We start from the raw sequence: 13,845 nt of genomic DNA, 5'->3' as shown, positions 1-13,845 counted from the left end.
CCCATGGAACAGACAACGATCGACGGCATATCCCTTTCGCTCGCCGGCCCCGTGGAACTGACGTTGCGTTGGGTCGGCCAGGATGAACTCCTGAAACAACTACTCGCCGCCTGGATGGTTATCGACGAGAAGGACATCCCCTTCAACCCACGCCTGATCGGCAAGCCGGGGGTGGGGAAAACAACGCTGGCCTACGCGGCCGCCCGGCGTCTGGACCGGCCGGTGTACCTCTTTCAGGCAACCATGGACACCCGGCCTGAAGACCTGATCATTACGCCGGTTATCGGTCCTGACGGGAAAATCCAGTATGCCGCGTCGGCCCTGGTGTCGGCCATGCTCAAGGGCGGGGTTCTCATCCTCGACGAGGGGAACCGCATGAGCGAGAAGGCATGGGCGTCGCTGGCCCCGCTGCTTGACGACCGGCGCTACGTGGAGTCGATCATTACCGGTCTGCGGGTGCCGGCCCACCGGGATTTCCGAATCGTGGTGACCATGAACGAGGATTCCTCGACCTTTGAAGTCCCCGAATACATCCACTCGCGGCTCCAACCCCAGATATTCATCGACTTTCCCGAGGCCGACGAGGAACTCCTGATCCTCAAGGAAAACCTCCCCTTCGCCCCGAGCCGCATCCTTGCGTATGTCGTCGATTTTCTTCAGCGTGCCCACGCGGCAGACGAACTCTATTCGGTCAGGGACGGCATCAACATCGCCCGCTATGCCCTCAAGATGATGGCCGCAACCGAGCGGGACTCGGTGGAACTGCTCCCCCTCGCCGTGGAACGGGTCCTGGGGGATGAGGCGTTGCGCTATCTGAAATAGCAGAGAAGGAAGGCAAGGCGGAGCATAATGCAAAAGGACCGCTTCTCCGAGGAAAAGCGGTCCTTTTTGCAGTTGGCGTCCCCTGGGGGATTTGAACCCCCGTCGCCGCCGTGAAAGGGCGGTGTCCTGGGCCGGGCTAGACGAAGGGGACGAAGGGAAAAGAACCCGGTCGAATGTTCGGCCGGGTTCTTTGTGTCTGGTTGGTGAGCCGCGTTGGGATCGAACCAACGACCACCTGATTAAAAGTCAGGTGCTCTACCATCTGAGCTAGCGGCTCGCAAAGAGAAGACAAGTTTTAGCAGAGTCTTTGCAGTCGGTCAAGTAATTTTTACACTTTATCCTGAAACGGGTTGCTGATGATTATGGTCTGGTCCCGGCGCGGCCCGATGGAGACGAGGACGATGGGGCAGCCGATCAGTTGCTCGAGGCGCTTCACGTAGCTTTTCGCCTTCTCGGGCAGCTCTTCGAAGGTGCGCGCACCGCTGATGTCGCTCATCCAGCCCGGCAGCTCCTCGTAGACCGGTTCGCACTTTTCGAACACGGCGAGGTTGGCGGGGAGGTCGGCCAAGGGTTTGCCTTCGAAGGTGTAGCCGGTGCAGACTTTGATGGTCTCGAAGTCGTTCAGGACATCGAGCTTTGTCAGTGCCACGCCGGTGAGGCCATTGACCCGTACCGCGTAGCGGACCACCATGGCGTCGAACCAGCCGCAGCGGCGCGGCCGCCCGGTGGTTGCGCCGAATTCGTGGCCAACCTGCCGCAGTTTCTCGCCATCGGCGTCAAGGAGTTCAGTGGGGAACGGACCGCTGCCGACCCGCGTGACATAGGCCTTGGATATGCCGATGATCTCGTGGATGTCCCGGGGGCTCACGCCGGTGCCGGTACAGGCACCGCCTGCACAGGTGGATGAGGATGTGACAAAGGGGTAAGTGCCGTGGTCCACGTCGAGGAGTGTCCCCTGGGCTCCCTCGAAGAGGAGTTTCTTGCCGGCCTTGCTGTCGTTGTAAAGGATGAGGCTTGTGTCGGCCACGTAGTTTCTGAGGATGTCGGCGTAGCCGCAGTACTGCTCGTAAATCTCCTCAAAGGTAAAGGGCTTGTCGCCCAGGAGTTTTTCGAGGATGACGTTCTTCTCTTCGAGGTTTTCCTTCAACTTGCGCGCAAACACGTCGCGATCGAGGAGGTCCATGAGCCGGATACCGCGCCGGCCGATTTTGTCCTCATAGGTGGGGCCGATCCCCCGGCCGGTGGTACCGATTTTCTTTTCGCCGCTCTTGGCTTCGCGGGCGATGTCGATCCGTTTGTGGTAGGGCATGATGATGTGGATCGATTCGCTGACCAGGAGCGCGCGGTCGTCCTTGAGGCGGCCCTTGTCCTTGAGGCGGGTGATCTCCTGGATGAAGACCTCGGGGTCGAGAACCACGCCGTTGCCGATGATGCACCGTTTACCCTCGTGGAGAATGCCCGAGGGGATCAGGTGCAGGACCACCTTTTCTTCCCCAACGACCAGGGTGTGCCCGGCGTTGTTTCCCCCCTGGTAACGGACCACGTCGTCCGCATGCTCGGTATAGATGTCAACGACCTTGCCCTTGCCTTCGTCGCCCCACTGGGCACCAACCACAACCACGTTAGCCATTTAAGACTCCTTGTCAGGTCCGGCGTCCAGCGAAAACCGTTCGCTGAACACCTCTGCCTTCTTTATCCGTTGTCCCTGTCCGTCTGCAACACGAACGAGGTAGACCTCGTCCGGCCCGCACTGATCGCCGCCGACCACCATCATGTGAAGGATGTTCATGCGGCGCGCGTAGTCAAGCGAATCGTCAAAATTTCTGCGTATGATGTCGCGGGCGGTGGTGTATCCCCGGCGCCGCAGCTGCTGGGCGATTTCGAGCGCCTCGCGCCGGTCGTCCTGCTGATTGAAGATGAGGATGTCCCGGGTCTTGCTCGCTTCCACGTCGGGCCTTTTCTCAAGGGCCGACAGGAGCGCCAGAACGTTGAAGGTGAAGCCCGTGGCCGGCGCCGGAAAACCGTAGCGTGCCGTGAGCGTGTCGTAGCGGCCGCCGCTGCAGACGGCCTCGCCCATGCCGGTCACGAAGCCTTCGAAGGTGAGGCCGGTATGGTAGTCAAGCCCGCGAACTTCGCCCAGATCAATGGTCAAATGATCTGAAACTCCATGAATATCGAGTAAGTCCAGAACCTGCGAGATGTTGTCCAGTGCCCGGCGCGACGTGTCGTTGGTCGCCACGCGTCCGGCTTCGTCCAGCACCTCGCGGCCGCCGAACAGGCGGGGAAGGGCGGCCAGTTCATCCTTTGCCGCATCAGAGAGGGGCGACTCCGCCAGGATCGACCTGACCGCAGACACGTCCTTCTTGCCGATGGCCTCCTGAAGCCGGTTGCGTACCGCCACTTCGAGCCCGGATGCCGTCATGATTCCCCGAATGAATCCCACGTGTCCCAGGTCGATCTTGAAGTCTCTGAACCCGAGTCCCTTGAGGGCTTCCACCGCCATGGTCACCATTTCGGCGTCCGCTTCGGGTGAGTCGAGGCCGATGAGTTCTACGCCCGACTGGAAGATCTCGCGGCTCCGGCCCGACTGGAGTTCCGCGTGACGCAACACCCTACCGCTGTAGCAGATGCGGTGGGGCAGGGGGTAGCCTCTCAGCCGAGTTGCTACGATGCGGGCAATCTGGGGAGTGATGTCGGAAGGAACGGCAATCAGTTTGCCGCTTTGGCGGTCATCGAAGCGAAAGGTTTTTGCCTTCAGGTCGTCGCCGAGTCCGGCGGCAATGACGTCTTCAAACTCCAGGAGCGGCGTGATGATCCGCCGGAACCCCCAGAGTTCGAAGACTTTGCGGATTTTGCCCTCGATGTAGCCGATCTTGTCGGCTTTTTCAGGGAGAAAGTCTGTAACCCCCTTGGGAAGGGGGGCTTCTATGGGGGTTATCGGAGTCACGTGTGTTGACCTGTCTGTCGGGGCCCGTGAGGGGAAAGTGGACGAAAAACCCGAAAATCCTAGCAGTTGAGCTGGGTCATGTCAATGATAATATCCCCGCGTCGGCACACGGAAAAGGGGCCGTAAGGGCCCCTTGAGTGCGCACTACCGTCCGGGTGGAGGCGGTCATTCGACCTTGCGCACCGCCACCATGCTGGCGCCGCCGGTCAGGAGCCCTTCTTTCTTGACAATCTCGAGATTGACCAGCTCCCGCCGGCTATGATCGTAGAAATAGTCGGGCAGATAGTTCTGGCTTTGCTTGGTATGCCACTTTTCGTCAAGCGACGAGCCGTTCCAGGCGAAGCAGTAGATGGAGCTCTTTTTGTAGGCTCGGTTGTTGCCGATCACGAACATGCCGTCGTTCTTGGGCACGATCACGTCGCCCGCAGGTGTCACGGTGATGCGCTGCTCAAGAAATATCCAGCGGTTGGGATCGCCGGTGGTGCGCACGTTGGCCAGGTCTTCGCGGAGAAAGTAGGTTTCACTGCCGCCGAATTTGTCGCTGCTGCGCCATAGCTCTTCGCCGGACGAGGAGTAGACGATGAGGTAGCCGTCTTCGTTGATTACCACCCAGTTTTCAGCGCCGGTCTTGTCGCGGAAGCGGTTGAAATTGTAGAGATACCCGAACCGGGGGAGCTTGAAAGGATTCTTTGCCTCGTAGGAATTGCCCGATTTGACCAGCTCGAAGATATCACCGTAGAAATCGCGGTCGTTGCTCATCTGCTGCACAAAGATTTTCTGCTCACCGCCTTCCAGGGCAATGCCGCGGAAATAGTAGGGAAGCTTGGCCGCGACCCGCTTGAGATTGTTGCCGTCGGCGACCCAGACCTGGGAGGCGAGGGATTCGCCGTCCATGATGGTCACATACGCCTCGGGAATGCCGTCTTTGTCCAGGTCGGCCGAATCGATGCCGAGCACCTTCTCCCGCGCCCCGAAGGTTACCTCAGCCAGGAGCTTGAGGTTGTCGCTTTTGCGATACAGCCGAAGGGACTTGTCGCCGGCTAGGTAGAAGTCCTGGGAGCCATCGGCCATGAGCTTGCCGGGGGTGATGGCAATGAGCTCGCCGGTGAGCCGTTGGCTGAGCCACCCGCCGCTGGCTGTCCTGGTAACATCCTGGGGTTTCACAATATCGCTGGCCAAGGGGGCGCGCACGATGTCGCCGCCGCTTGCCTGCTCCGGTTTCTCGATGTCGCGCGCAACAGGTGTCGGCATGCTGCGCAGGGGCTGTGTCGGCGCGGATGGGGCGGCGACCGCCTTGGCGGCAATCTCTGTTGCAAGCCCTTGCCCGAGCTTGCCCACTGCAGGGATCAGCTCATCCTGGCTCTCTCCCTGCTGGAAGGACCGGGCGATAACCCTGCCCCCGGCGTCTCGTGCCACTGCATCGATGCTGAAGATTTTGCCGAAGGCGATGTAGCTCCCTTTTACCAGGACATCGGCGCCGGCCGGAGAATCCACCGACAGCAGCGAGTCACCGCTCAGGCGGGAAGCGAGAAGAGTCTGGAGGGTTGTCTTCAGTTCATCCTTGTTGGCGGCACCGGTTATGGCAAACTCCGAGACGTACACTTTGATCTGGGCTGCGGATGCGATGCCGGCAGCAAGGATGAGAAGCAGCATGGAACAGGCAAAAATGACAAGCTTTTTCATCGTGGCCCCCGAAGGCTCTGTAATTGGATACGTAGGCTGAACCCGTGACCGGCAGATTATTGCAAACCGCACCAGCCATGTCAAAGCAATAGTGGCAAAAATGCAGGCAGTGCAGGGTGTTGAACGAAAAGAGGGGAGAGTTTCCTCTCCCCTCGGGGGACAACCGTGTCGTACTAGGCCTAGTTGCCGCCGCCCTTGAGAATCGAGTCGAGCAGATCGTTGGCTTCATCCAGCTTCTGCTGGAGCTTCTTGATTTCGTCGGCCGAGTAGACCTTCTTGCCCTTCTTGATCTCGGCGTTGAGCTTCTTGATCTTCTTCTGCAGGGAGTCAACCTCGGTGGCGCAGTTCTTGGAGGCCAGGAGGCACATGTCTTTTTCTTCCTTGGTCATTTCAGCGGCGAGAGCCGGCACTGTAGCCGACATCATGAAGGCTGCCATAACCATAATGGCCATTTTTTTCATGAGATAACCTCCGAATCGGAATGTTGGGTTTGTGATGAAGTCAAGTTAATCAGGTGTCGGTGCCATGTCAAGTGGCAGTGTGCCGGAAGAAGAACGATCTTCTCCCGGCACACGGGGTGATGCAATTAGAATGCGTAGTTCAGCATGACGCGGGTCAGGTACGGATTCCGGGGATCTTCGGGGTTTGCCGCCGTGCCGGCGGTATCCTTGAAGTAGTCGCCGAGAATCACGTAGGCGCCCTGTACGCTGGCAGTCAGGTTGTCAAACACCTTGTAGCCGACTTCGGCGTTGAGTTCGGTACCGAGGTACTTGCTCTTGTGACCCGCCTCGCCGGTTACGCGCGCATTGCCATAGGTGGTGTTGTCTTTGTCGGCGGCAACAAAGCCTACGTTGGCGATGGCGAATGCCTTGGAGGTAATGTTCGCATTGTAGCCGACGAATCCGCCGATGACGTTCTGTACGTTGTACACAAGAGCGCGGTCGCCGATGTTGTACTTGTTCCGGAACATGATCATCATCTCGGACTCATAGAAGCTGTGCTCGCCGTTGGCGCCGGAGGTCTCGTTGGTCACGCCCATGTAAGAGGAGTTGTCCGGATTGGCGTTTTGCTCTCCGGAGGCGTAGAGGAAGGAGGTTTTCAGGGTGCCGGGGCCGACTTTCATCTTGGCGGTGGCGTTTGCGGCCCATCCGCCGAAGTCGACCTTGGCGGTGCCGCTGGTCCGGCCGCGTTGATAGAGCAGGAAGCCGTCGATGGTCACGGGATCGAACTTGTACTCGGCATTCACACCAATGGTGTGGAGAGCGAAGTTGAGAGTTGTGTCATTCTGGTCCGCCAGCAGGGCATAGTAGGAGCCGCCGACCTTCAGGTCTTTGGAGATGTTGTATTTGCCGTCGACGATGTAGAGGTCGCGGGTAGCTTTGCCCGGGGTGGTGGCAGAGCGGTTCGCAGCAGAGCCGATGGTGAACGTATCGGCATCGTCGAGACGTGCGAACCCGAGTGCGACGGTGGCATCGCCCATTTTGGCGGCCGCAAGGACGGCAGCCGCATCGGCATTGATGAAGACGCCCTTGTACGAGTCGCTGATGGGCTGGATACCGACCTTGACGTTCAGCGGGGTCGAGGGGATGTTGAAGTCGAGGTAAACGTTTTTGGTCTCAATGTTGACGCTGTCCGCGCCGAGAGCGCCGCCATCGTTCGATCTTCCGACTACGTAGGAGGACTTGCCCCAGGTTGAGTCGATCTCGAAGTGGGTAATGAGCTTGAGATCGTCATTGGCCTTGGCCATGTAGAGCAGGCGGGCGCGCTGCTCAAGAAAGTTTCTGGTTTTGGGGTCCTGGGCGGTAATTTTGGTTGCGCCCGAAGCACCGTCGGCGAAGTTGGAGATGAAACCGTTAACCCGGAACATCCCGTGAAACTCGTTCTCCAGCGCCAGGGCCGGAACTGCCGTCGCAGCGGTCAGGGCGCCGGCGGCGGCCACAGCAAAAATCTTCTTTTTCATCGTTGCCTCCTTCATTGGTGATAAAACAGCATGGATTACTGGCTAAAACTGCCTGAATGCGTGAGAAACCTCGTTGATCACCACCTTTCAGATCAAGTATCGGATACGTATCCCGATGGTACCCCCTCCAAAAGACAAACCCTTTGCGCCCCCGAAATTCAGGCGCGGAAAGGGTTTTCTCTCGTTACATTATGCAGGATCGCATGATTATCCGGATACATTAGCATCAAGGTCCTCAAGCCGATTAACTATTGCTTATTCCGAGTTTGTCTGTCAACGCCAAAATAGCTGTAATCATGGGTGGGCAGCCGAAACCCATTCCGGTTTCATGTTGCAGCCGTGTTTCATTGACATTGTCTCGAAACAAAATAGCGTTTTAAAATTATCGCAACTATAGTCAAAGCAGGACAAAAGTCAAGTGAAAATTCAGTGGCATACTGCATCGACAGACCTTCCAGCGGCTCAGTGTCCTGACTGGCATAGTTCCGTGAGAACGCCGCCGCTGCTCTTCGGATGAACAAAGGCGATGCGTGCTCCGTGGGCGCCGTTGCGGGGCGAACTGTCGATCATCCGGGCCCCGTCCGCGACCAGTTTCGCGATTGCCGCTTCAATATCATCAACCTCATAGGCGATATGATGAATTCCGTTGCCGTTTTTTTCCAGAAATTTGGCGATGGGGCTGTCTTCAGCCGTGGGCTCCAGGAGCTCGATCTTGGTTTCGCCGATCTGGAAGAAGGCAACCCGCACCTTCTGTTCTGCCACTTCTTCAGTCCCCGTGAAGGCCATGCCGAGATTGTCGCGGTAAAAAGGAACGGCCGCGTCGAGGGATGTTACGGCAATGCCGATATGGTTGATTTTGCTGAGCATTAATCCTGTCCTTTCCCTTCGTCGGACAGCTCAGGCGAGCTGTCCCGACGAGACAACTTAGAGGACCACCGTCTCCCGGTGGACGCCGAAGACGCCACGCAGCACATCGGCAATCTCGCCGAGGGTGGCATAGGTCTTGACGGCCTGCAGGATGGGAGGCATCAGGTTGTCCGTGCCCCGGGCCGCTGCCTCAAGCGCCTTGAGGGCTTCCTGGACCTTCGCGCTGTCCCGCTTGGCTTTCATGTCGGTGAGTGCCTTTTTCTGGGCGATCTCCACTTCTTCCTTAATCTTGAGAAGTTCGGGCTGGGGCTCGTTCTGGATGGTAAAGCGGTTGACCCCGACAATGATCATTTCGTCGGTTTCGATGGCACGCTGGTAGGCGTAGGCCGAGTCCTGGATCTCCTTCTGCTGGAAGCCGCGGGAGATAGCCTCTACGGCGCCGCCGAGGCGGTCGATCTTCTCAATGTAGTCGAATGCGGCCTGCTCGATCTGGTCGGTAAGGGATTCCACGAGGAAGCTGCCTGCCAGAGGATCAATGGAATCGGCGGCACCCGACTCATAGGCAATGACCTGCTGGGTGCGGAGCGCAATCCGGACCGAATCTTCGGTGGGCAGCGCCAGCGCCTCGTCGCGTGAGTTCGTGTGGAGCGACTGGGTGCCGCCAAGCACCGCCGCCAGAGCCTGGATGGTGACCCGCATGATGTTGTTGTCGGGCTGCTGGGCGGTGAGGGTGCAGCCGGCGGTCTGAGTGTGGAAGCGCAGCATCATGGACCGGGGATCTTTGGCGCCGAAGCGCTCTTTCATGATCTTGGCCCACATGCGGCGGGCGGCCCGGAATTTCGCCACTTCTTCCAGCAGGTTGTTGTGTGCGTTAAAGAAGAAGGCGAGACGAGGGGCGAATTCATCAACCGACAGGCCTGCCTTGATGGCGGCATCCACGTAAGCGATGCCGTCAGCCAGGGTGAACGCTACTTCCTGCACTGCGCTGGAGCCGGCCTCACGGATATGGTAGCCGGAGATGGAGATGGTGTTCCATTTCGGAACACAATCCTTGCAGTAGGCAAAGATGTCGGTAATGATCCGCATGGACTCGCGGGGGGGGTAGATGTAGGTGCCGCGGGCCATGTACTCCTTGAGGATGTCGTTCTGGATGGTGCCGGAAATCTTGTCGGCCGACACGCCTTGCTTCTCGGCCACGGCAATATACATGGCAAGAAGGATGGCGGCCGTGGAGTTGATGGTCATGGAAGTGGAAACCTGGTCAAGGGGGATGCCGTCGAAGAGCACTTCCATGTCGGCCAGGGAGTCGATGGCGACCCCCACCTTGCCCACTTCACCGGCGGCCATGGCGGCATCGGAATCGTAGCCCATCTGAGTGGGAAGGTCGAACGCGACGGAAAGACCGGTCTGGCCCGCTTGGAGGAGGTACTTGTAGCGCTCGTTGGATTCCTTTGCCGTGCCGAATCCCGCGTACTGCCGCATGGTCCAGAAGCGCCCGCGGTACATGGTGGGCTGGACTCCCCGGGTGAACGGGTACTGACCCGGGAACCCCAGTTTTTCTTCGTAACCCTCATAGCCTTCGAAGGTCGGGGTGAAGCAGCGCTCCATTTCGATGCCCGAGGTGGTGCGGAATTCGGGCTTCCGCTCCGGGGCCTTGGCAATATTCTTGGCCACGACAGTATCCTGCCATGCTTGTTTCTTTTCGCTGATGCTCATGGATATCTCCTTCTGATGCGTTGGGAGTCTCTGAGTGCTCTGCAGAGTCATAGCACCGTACGCAGAGACGCCCCGTCCGGGGCGTCAGAGCTGCGGTGTGGTGCATGGGCGTGCCCTAGAGGATTTTTTTGACCACGTCCCAGATTTCGGCATTGATTATTTCAGGATGCCTGCCGGCGGAGGCGTCGATTCTGACACCGCGCCACCGGGAAATTTCCTTGAGATAGAACTCGCGCATCTGGTTGTAGTAGTCGATTCCCCCCTCGTGGTGTATCTGCAGAACATCCTCGATCCGCTCGAAGGCTTCCTGGGCCGGCACGTCGATGAAGATGGTCAGGTCCGGAAAAATTTCATCCTCGAAGAGAAATCCCCTGGAAATCTTGTCGATATGACGCAGGACATCGAAATGCTTGGTGTAACCGCTGACCCAGGCGTTTGCCAGGGATGAGACGCTCGATTGTTTGCAGAGGACTATCTTGTCCTGTTGCAGCGCAGGCTCAACGACATTCTTGAATACTTCGGTCCGGACCGCACTCTCGAACAGGAAGTCGGCCCGGGGAGTCCTGCCGAAGGGCCAGTTGAGCAGATTGGTGATTCCCAGTTCCTTTGCCCGCCCGGAATCTGGATTGGCGCATTCGACGACATCGTACTTGTTCTCCACGAGGGTGTTGTGGAGCGCCACGATGCCTGCCTTGACCTGCTGGCCGGAGCCGCTGATTCCCTCGATAACGATCAGTTTCCCTTTTCTCACGGTATCCTCCTCAATAGCGGTAAGTGGTATTCGTCGGGGCTGTGCGGCGCCAGAATCGTGCCTGCGGACTCCATGGCGTGCGGTGCCGCTGGCGTCCTGCTCCCCATACAAGCCGACCCCGCCTTTTCGGGCAGGGTCGGCAGCTACGATGAGGGCTTCCGGGGTGAGCGGAGCCCTCTGCGTATCAATCCGCCCCGCGCCTAGAGAACAGCCTTGAGATAGGCTGCGGTCCGTTCGCGCTTGATCTGCTCCAGTTCTTCCGGGTTCACTTCCACGAATTTTTCGTCGGGCGTTACCTTGAAAAGGGGCTGTCCTTTCTGGACGATGCTGCCGTCGGCCCCCTGCATGATGATCTTGTCAATGGTACCGGAGAAGGTTGCCCGCACCGTATTGAACATCTTCATGACTTCGATGATGTAGAGCGGCTGCCCCTTCTCGAAGTGCATCCCTTCCGAGACGAAGGGGGGCATGCCCGGCGCTTCCTGACCGTAGTACATGCCGCCGCACATGGCAACGATTTCGTCGGCCTTGGTAGCAGGGGGAGGGACCAGCACCTTCTTCATCCGGGTCTGGAGTTCCGGATCGTTCAGGTGGTCGGGGATGGTGACCTCAAGATCTTCCTCCACCTTGAAGTCCCAGAATTTCACGGTCTCGGCGATGATGAAGAGCATGCCGAGGAGTTCAAGGCCCGCCTCAAAGCCCATGTGAGCTGACTGGATGTCAAGCCACTCACCGGCGGAGAACCCTCCCTGGGGCTTCTCGTTGGCCAGGATAGCCGAAAGGGCATCGAACTCGTGGAGTCCGAGGTTGAACTTTTCGGACAGGGTGGTGTAGAAGCGCAGCCCCTTCTGAAGCAGGTCGCTGTCGTGGCTCCAGATGACGTCAGCAGCCGGTGCCGCCGGGTCGTAGGACATGTTGAGGTACTCGTAGGTGTCACCCAGGATCACGAAGGGGTTGTCGTGCCAGACCACCTTTCCGTTTTCCATGGTGAAGTTCTTCCGGTTGGTGGAGAGCCATCCGGAGAGAAGATGGGGATCTGCCAGGAGACGGTCCATGGGGCGGGTGACGAGGGTCCCCTTGCGGTCGAGGATCGAGGACATCTCTTTGGCGATCTTCGGGTCGTCGGGGAACTGCTCGGCCATTTTCTTGGCATAGGCCTTCTTCATCTGGATGAAGGCGAAGAGCGTATCGAGCTTGTTGGCTTCTTCCTTCAACTGCCCCACCAGGGTCAGGTAAGGGACCACGAAGCGGGTGGTCGGCTTGGCCATGACGTTCTGGCCAAGGAACCAGTTGACGAGGCCGTAGTGGAACTCCAGGTTGGTGGCCAGGTCGGTGCCCCTCAGGGTGGTCTTGCCCAGAACTTCGGAAAGCTTCCGGTAGCTGTCGAGACGGTCCTCCCCTTTGGTGAGGAGAAGGGCGATGTTGGAGTCGTAGGCCCCGGCAACTTTGTAACGCATGAACATGCCGGTGTCGGGGTTGACCAGGCAGATTCCCTGATCATCGCGGATCTCTCCTACTATGGGGTCGGACCAATAGCGGATCATACCGCCGGCGTGGGGAGAGAGGGAGGCGTCTGTGGCGTTGAGGCGGGCCTCGGCGCCGGCGCCGAACCGGGGTATCCGTTCCGGCTTGGGGAGCCGCTTCTTGTGGCGCACCAGCAGAGCCATGGCCTCCACCAGAGACTCGACGATGAAGAAATCGTTCTTGTCCTTGGGATTGGTGAATTTGAGGGAATAGCAGAGCTCCGAAACCCGGTGCTCCACTTGGATACGGGTGTTCACTTCCATGAAGTAGTAACGGTCCCGGTCGACGATGCACTCAAAGGTGGAGGCGGAGTCGAGCCCTACGGCAGCGCCGAATTTTGCGGCATCCTCCTCCATCCGCTTGAGGACCTTGAGGTCGCTCTCCAGGGCCTTCACTTCGGCCTTACGTCCGGCATTTTTGGCCTTCTCGATGGCAACTGCCAGCCCTTCCTGGGTGACGGATATTTCCAGGAGTTTCTGCTCATGCATCTGAAGGGAGCAGTCGCGACCTCCCATGGAAATGCACCATTCGCCGTTGCCCAGGAGTTGGATCTCGTTGTGGCGGGTCTGCTCGATGTTGAGCTCGATGAGGACGTTTTTGTTGTCACCCACGCCATTGGCCTTCACCTCGTTCAGCACTTCCCGGACGAGTCCCGGGGCCTCGGCGGCCGCGTCCTTGATCTGGGCGTTGGTCGGTTTCTTGACGCTGAGGAGGGACGCGCCGAGAATCCGCTGCCCCTTGCCGCCGCCGCCGCCGATGGCCTTAAGGCGGATCCGGCTGCCGGGGTATTCCCGGAACATGTTCTCCACTTCCACCTGCACCTGGGCCGAGAGTTCCTCGATGGAGTAGAGGTCGATCCCCTTGGCGTAGGAGGCGTAGAGGATCTCGTCGGCAAGCTCTTCAAGAGAAAGTTTCGTGTCTTTGAGTACCTTGGCGTCTACGTCGAGGCCCTCGGACTTTACCAGGGCTAGAAGCGCTTCGCGAGTCGGGTGCTTCGCGACTAGGGTCCGGGCGGTGACGTTGTTGATGCCGGGGGTAACGCTGACGCCTACCTGCAGAGCGGTTCGCTTGGCCTCGTCCTTTTTGCCGGCGTCGGCCTGGGTCCGGGAGTTGGGGCCCATGAAGGAGAGTCCGGCGTTCTCAATGGCGGCCACGAACTCCTCGTCCTCAGCCATGAAGCCGTAGCCGGCGAAGATGGAATCGTAGCCGTTATCCTTGGCGATCTGGATGATCTGGCCAATCCGTTCGATCCGCTCCTCCTTGGTGGCACCGGTGTAGTCGGGCACCCGGTGAACGCGGTTGGAATCGGTCAGCTGGCGCAGTTCCGGGGCAAGGGCATTGGCGTAGACAATGGAGTCCTTCTCCGAGAGGAGGATGCCGTAGTGGGAGATGCCCATCTCCTCGAAGACATCCATGGCCTCCTTGCGGATGGGGCCACGACAGACGATCAGCGGCTTCAGGTCTTCACAGGCAAAGGAGCGCACCCACTCGGAGTCGGATGCACTCAGCCGGCGGTCCCGGTGAATCAGGGGGTTGTTATTGTACAGGTCGGTCATTGGTCTCTATCTCCAATTC

At 59.0% G+C, this 13,845-nt stretch carries 10 protein-coding genes and 2 tRNA genes; 1 reads left to right on the top strand and 11 read right to left on the bottom strand.

The window, feature by feature from the left end:
* The first annotated feature begins 3 nt into the window (after positions 1-3).
* Positions 4-822, top strand: coding sequence for an AAA family ATPase (locus GS_RS16580; protein ID WP_010943921.1), 819 nt, complete (start codon positions 4-6; stop codon positions 820-822).
* A gap of 73 nt (positions 823-895) precedes the next feature.
* Here GS_RS16580 and GS_RS16575 read toward each other — a convergent pair.
* The 11 genes from GS_RS16575 to GS_RS16525 form a co-directional block, all read right to left on the bottom strand.
* A tRNA-Glu gene (locus GS_RS16575) sits at positions 896-973 on the bottom strand.
* A gap of 50 nt (positions 974-1,023) precedes the next feature.
* Positions 1,024-1,099 (bottom strand) — tRNA-Lys (locus tag GS_RS16570).
* 51 nt (positions 1,100-1,150) lie between these two features.
* Positions 1,151-2,452 (bottom strand): adenylosuccinate synthase, encoded by a 1,302-nt coding sequence (locus GS_RS16565; RefSeq protein ID WP_010943920.1) that lies wholly within the window; start codon positions 2,450-2,452, stop codon positions 1,151-1,153.
* Positions 2,453-3,769, bottom strand: a complete 1,317-nt coding sequence (locus GS_RS16560; RefSeq protein WP_010943919.1) for an ATP phosphoribosyltransferase regulatory subunit — start codon at positions 3,767-3,769, stop codon at positions 2,453-2,455.
* A 165-nt stretch (positions 3,770-3,934) separates the two neighbouring features.
* The gene (locus GS_RS16555) at positions 3,935-5,452 is read right to left on the bottom strand and encodes an FG-GAP repeat domain-containing protein (RefSeq protein ID WP_010943918.1); all 1,518 of its coding nucleotides are present in this window, start codon (positions 5,450-5,452) and stop codon (positions 3,935-3,937) included.
* 179 nt (positions 5,453-5,631) lie between these two features.
* Positions 5,632-5,913: a hypothetical protein gene (locus tag GS_RS16550; RefSeq protein ID WP_010943917.1), complete on the bottom strand. Its 282-nt coding sequence runs from the start codon at positions 5,911-5,913 to the stop codon at positions 5,632-5,634.
* 125 nt (positions 5,914-6,038) lie between these two features.
* The gene (locus GS_RS16545; protein WP_010943916.1) at positions 6,039-7,412 is read right to left on the bottom strand and encodes a histidine kinase; all 1,374 of its coding nucleotides are present in this window, start codon (positions 7,410-7,412) and stop codon (positions 6,039-6,041) included.
* A 462-nt stretch (positions 7,413-7,874) separates the two neighbouring features.
* A complete protein-coding gene (gene mce, locus GS_RS16540) occupies positions 7,875-8,279 on the bottom strand; it encodes a methylmalonyl-CoA epimerase (protein ID WP_010943915.1) in 405 nt (134 codons plus the stop codon).
* A 57-nt stretch (positions 8,280-8,336) separates the two neighbouring features.
* Positions 8,337-9,995, bottom strand: a complete 1,659-nt coding sequence (locus GS_RS16535) for an acyl-CoA mutase large subunit family protein (protein ID WP_010943914.1) — start codon at positions 9,993-9,995, stop codon at positions 8,337-8,339.
* Positions 9,996-10,110: 115 nt separating this feature from the next.
* Positions 10,111-10,746: a dTMP kinase gene (locus tag GS_RS16530; protein ID WP_010943913.1), complete on the bottom strand. Its 636-nt coding sequence runs from the start codon at positions 10,744-10,746 to the stop codon at positions 10,111-10,113.
* A 200-nt stretch (positions 10,747-10,946) separates the two neighbouring features.
* Positions 10,947-13,826 (bottom strand): biotin carboxylase N-terminal domain-containing protein, encoded by a 2,880-nt coding sequence (locus GS_RS16525; protein WP_010943912.1) that lies wholly within the window; start codon positions 13,824-13,826, stop codon positions 10,947-10,949.
* Positions 13,827-13,845: the final 19 nt, after the last annotated feature.

Source organism: Geobacter sulfurreducens PCA (assembly GCF_000007985.2).
GTDB classification, from domain to species: domain Bacteria; phylum Desulfobacterota; class Desulfuromonadia; order Geobacterales; family Geobacteraceae; genus Geobacter; species Geobacter sulfurreducens.
Note: the sequence above shows the minus strand (reverse complement) of the source record. Positions and strands in the feature narration are given on the sequence as shown.

Coding starts and splice junctions, on each gene's coding strand:
- GS_RS16565 (WP_010943920.1), bottom strand. CDS start 2,452: ATGGCTAACGTGGTTGTGGTTGGTGCCCAGTGGGGCGACGAAGGCAAG.
- GS_RS16555 (WP_010943918.1), bottom strand. CDS start 5,452: ATGAAAAAGCTTGTCATTTTTGCCTGTTCCATGCTGCTTCTCATCCTT.
- mce (WP_010943915.1), bottom strand. CDS start 8,279: ATGCTCAGCAAAATCAACCATATCGGCATTGCCGTAACATCCCTCGAC.
- GS_RS16545 (WP_010943916.1), bottom strand. CDS start 7,412: ATGAAAAAGAAGATTTTTGCTGTGGCCGCCGCCGGCGCCCTGACCGCT.
- GS_RS16580 (WP_010943921.1), top strand. CDS start 4: ATGGAACAGACAACGATCGACGGCATATCCCTTTCGCTCGCCGGCCCC.
- GS_RS16525 (WP_010943912.1), bottom strand. CDS start 13,826: ATGACCGACCTGTACAATAACAACCCCCTGATTCACCGGGACCGCCGG.
- GS_RS16535 (WP_010943914.1), bottom strand. CDS start 9,995: ATGAGCATCAGCGAAAAGAAACAAGCATGGCAGGATACTGTCGTGGCC.
- GS_RS16550 (WP_010943917.1), bottom strand. CDS start 5,913: ATGAAAAAAATGGCCATTATGGTTATGGCAGCCTTCATGATGTCGGCT.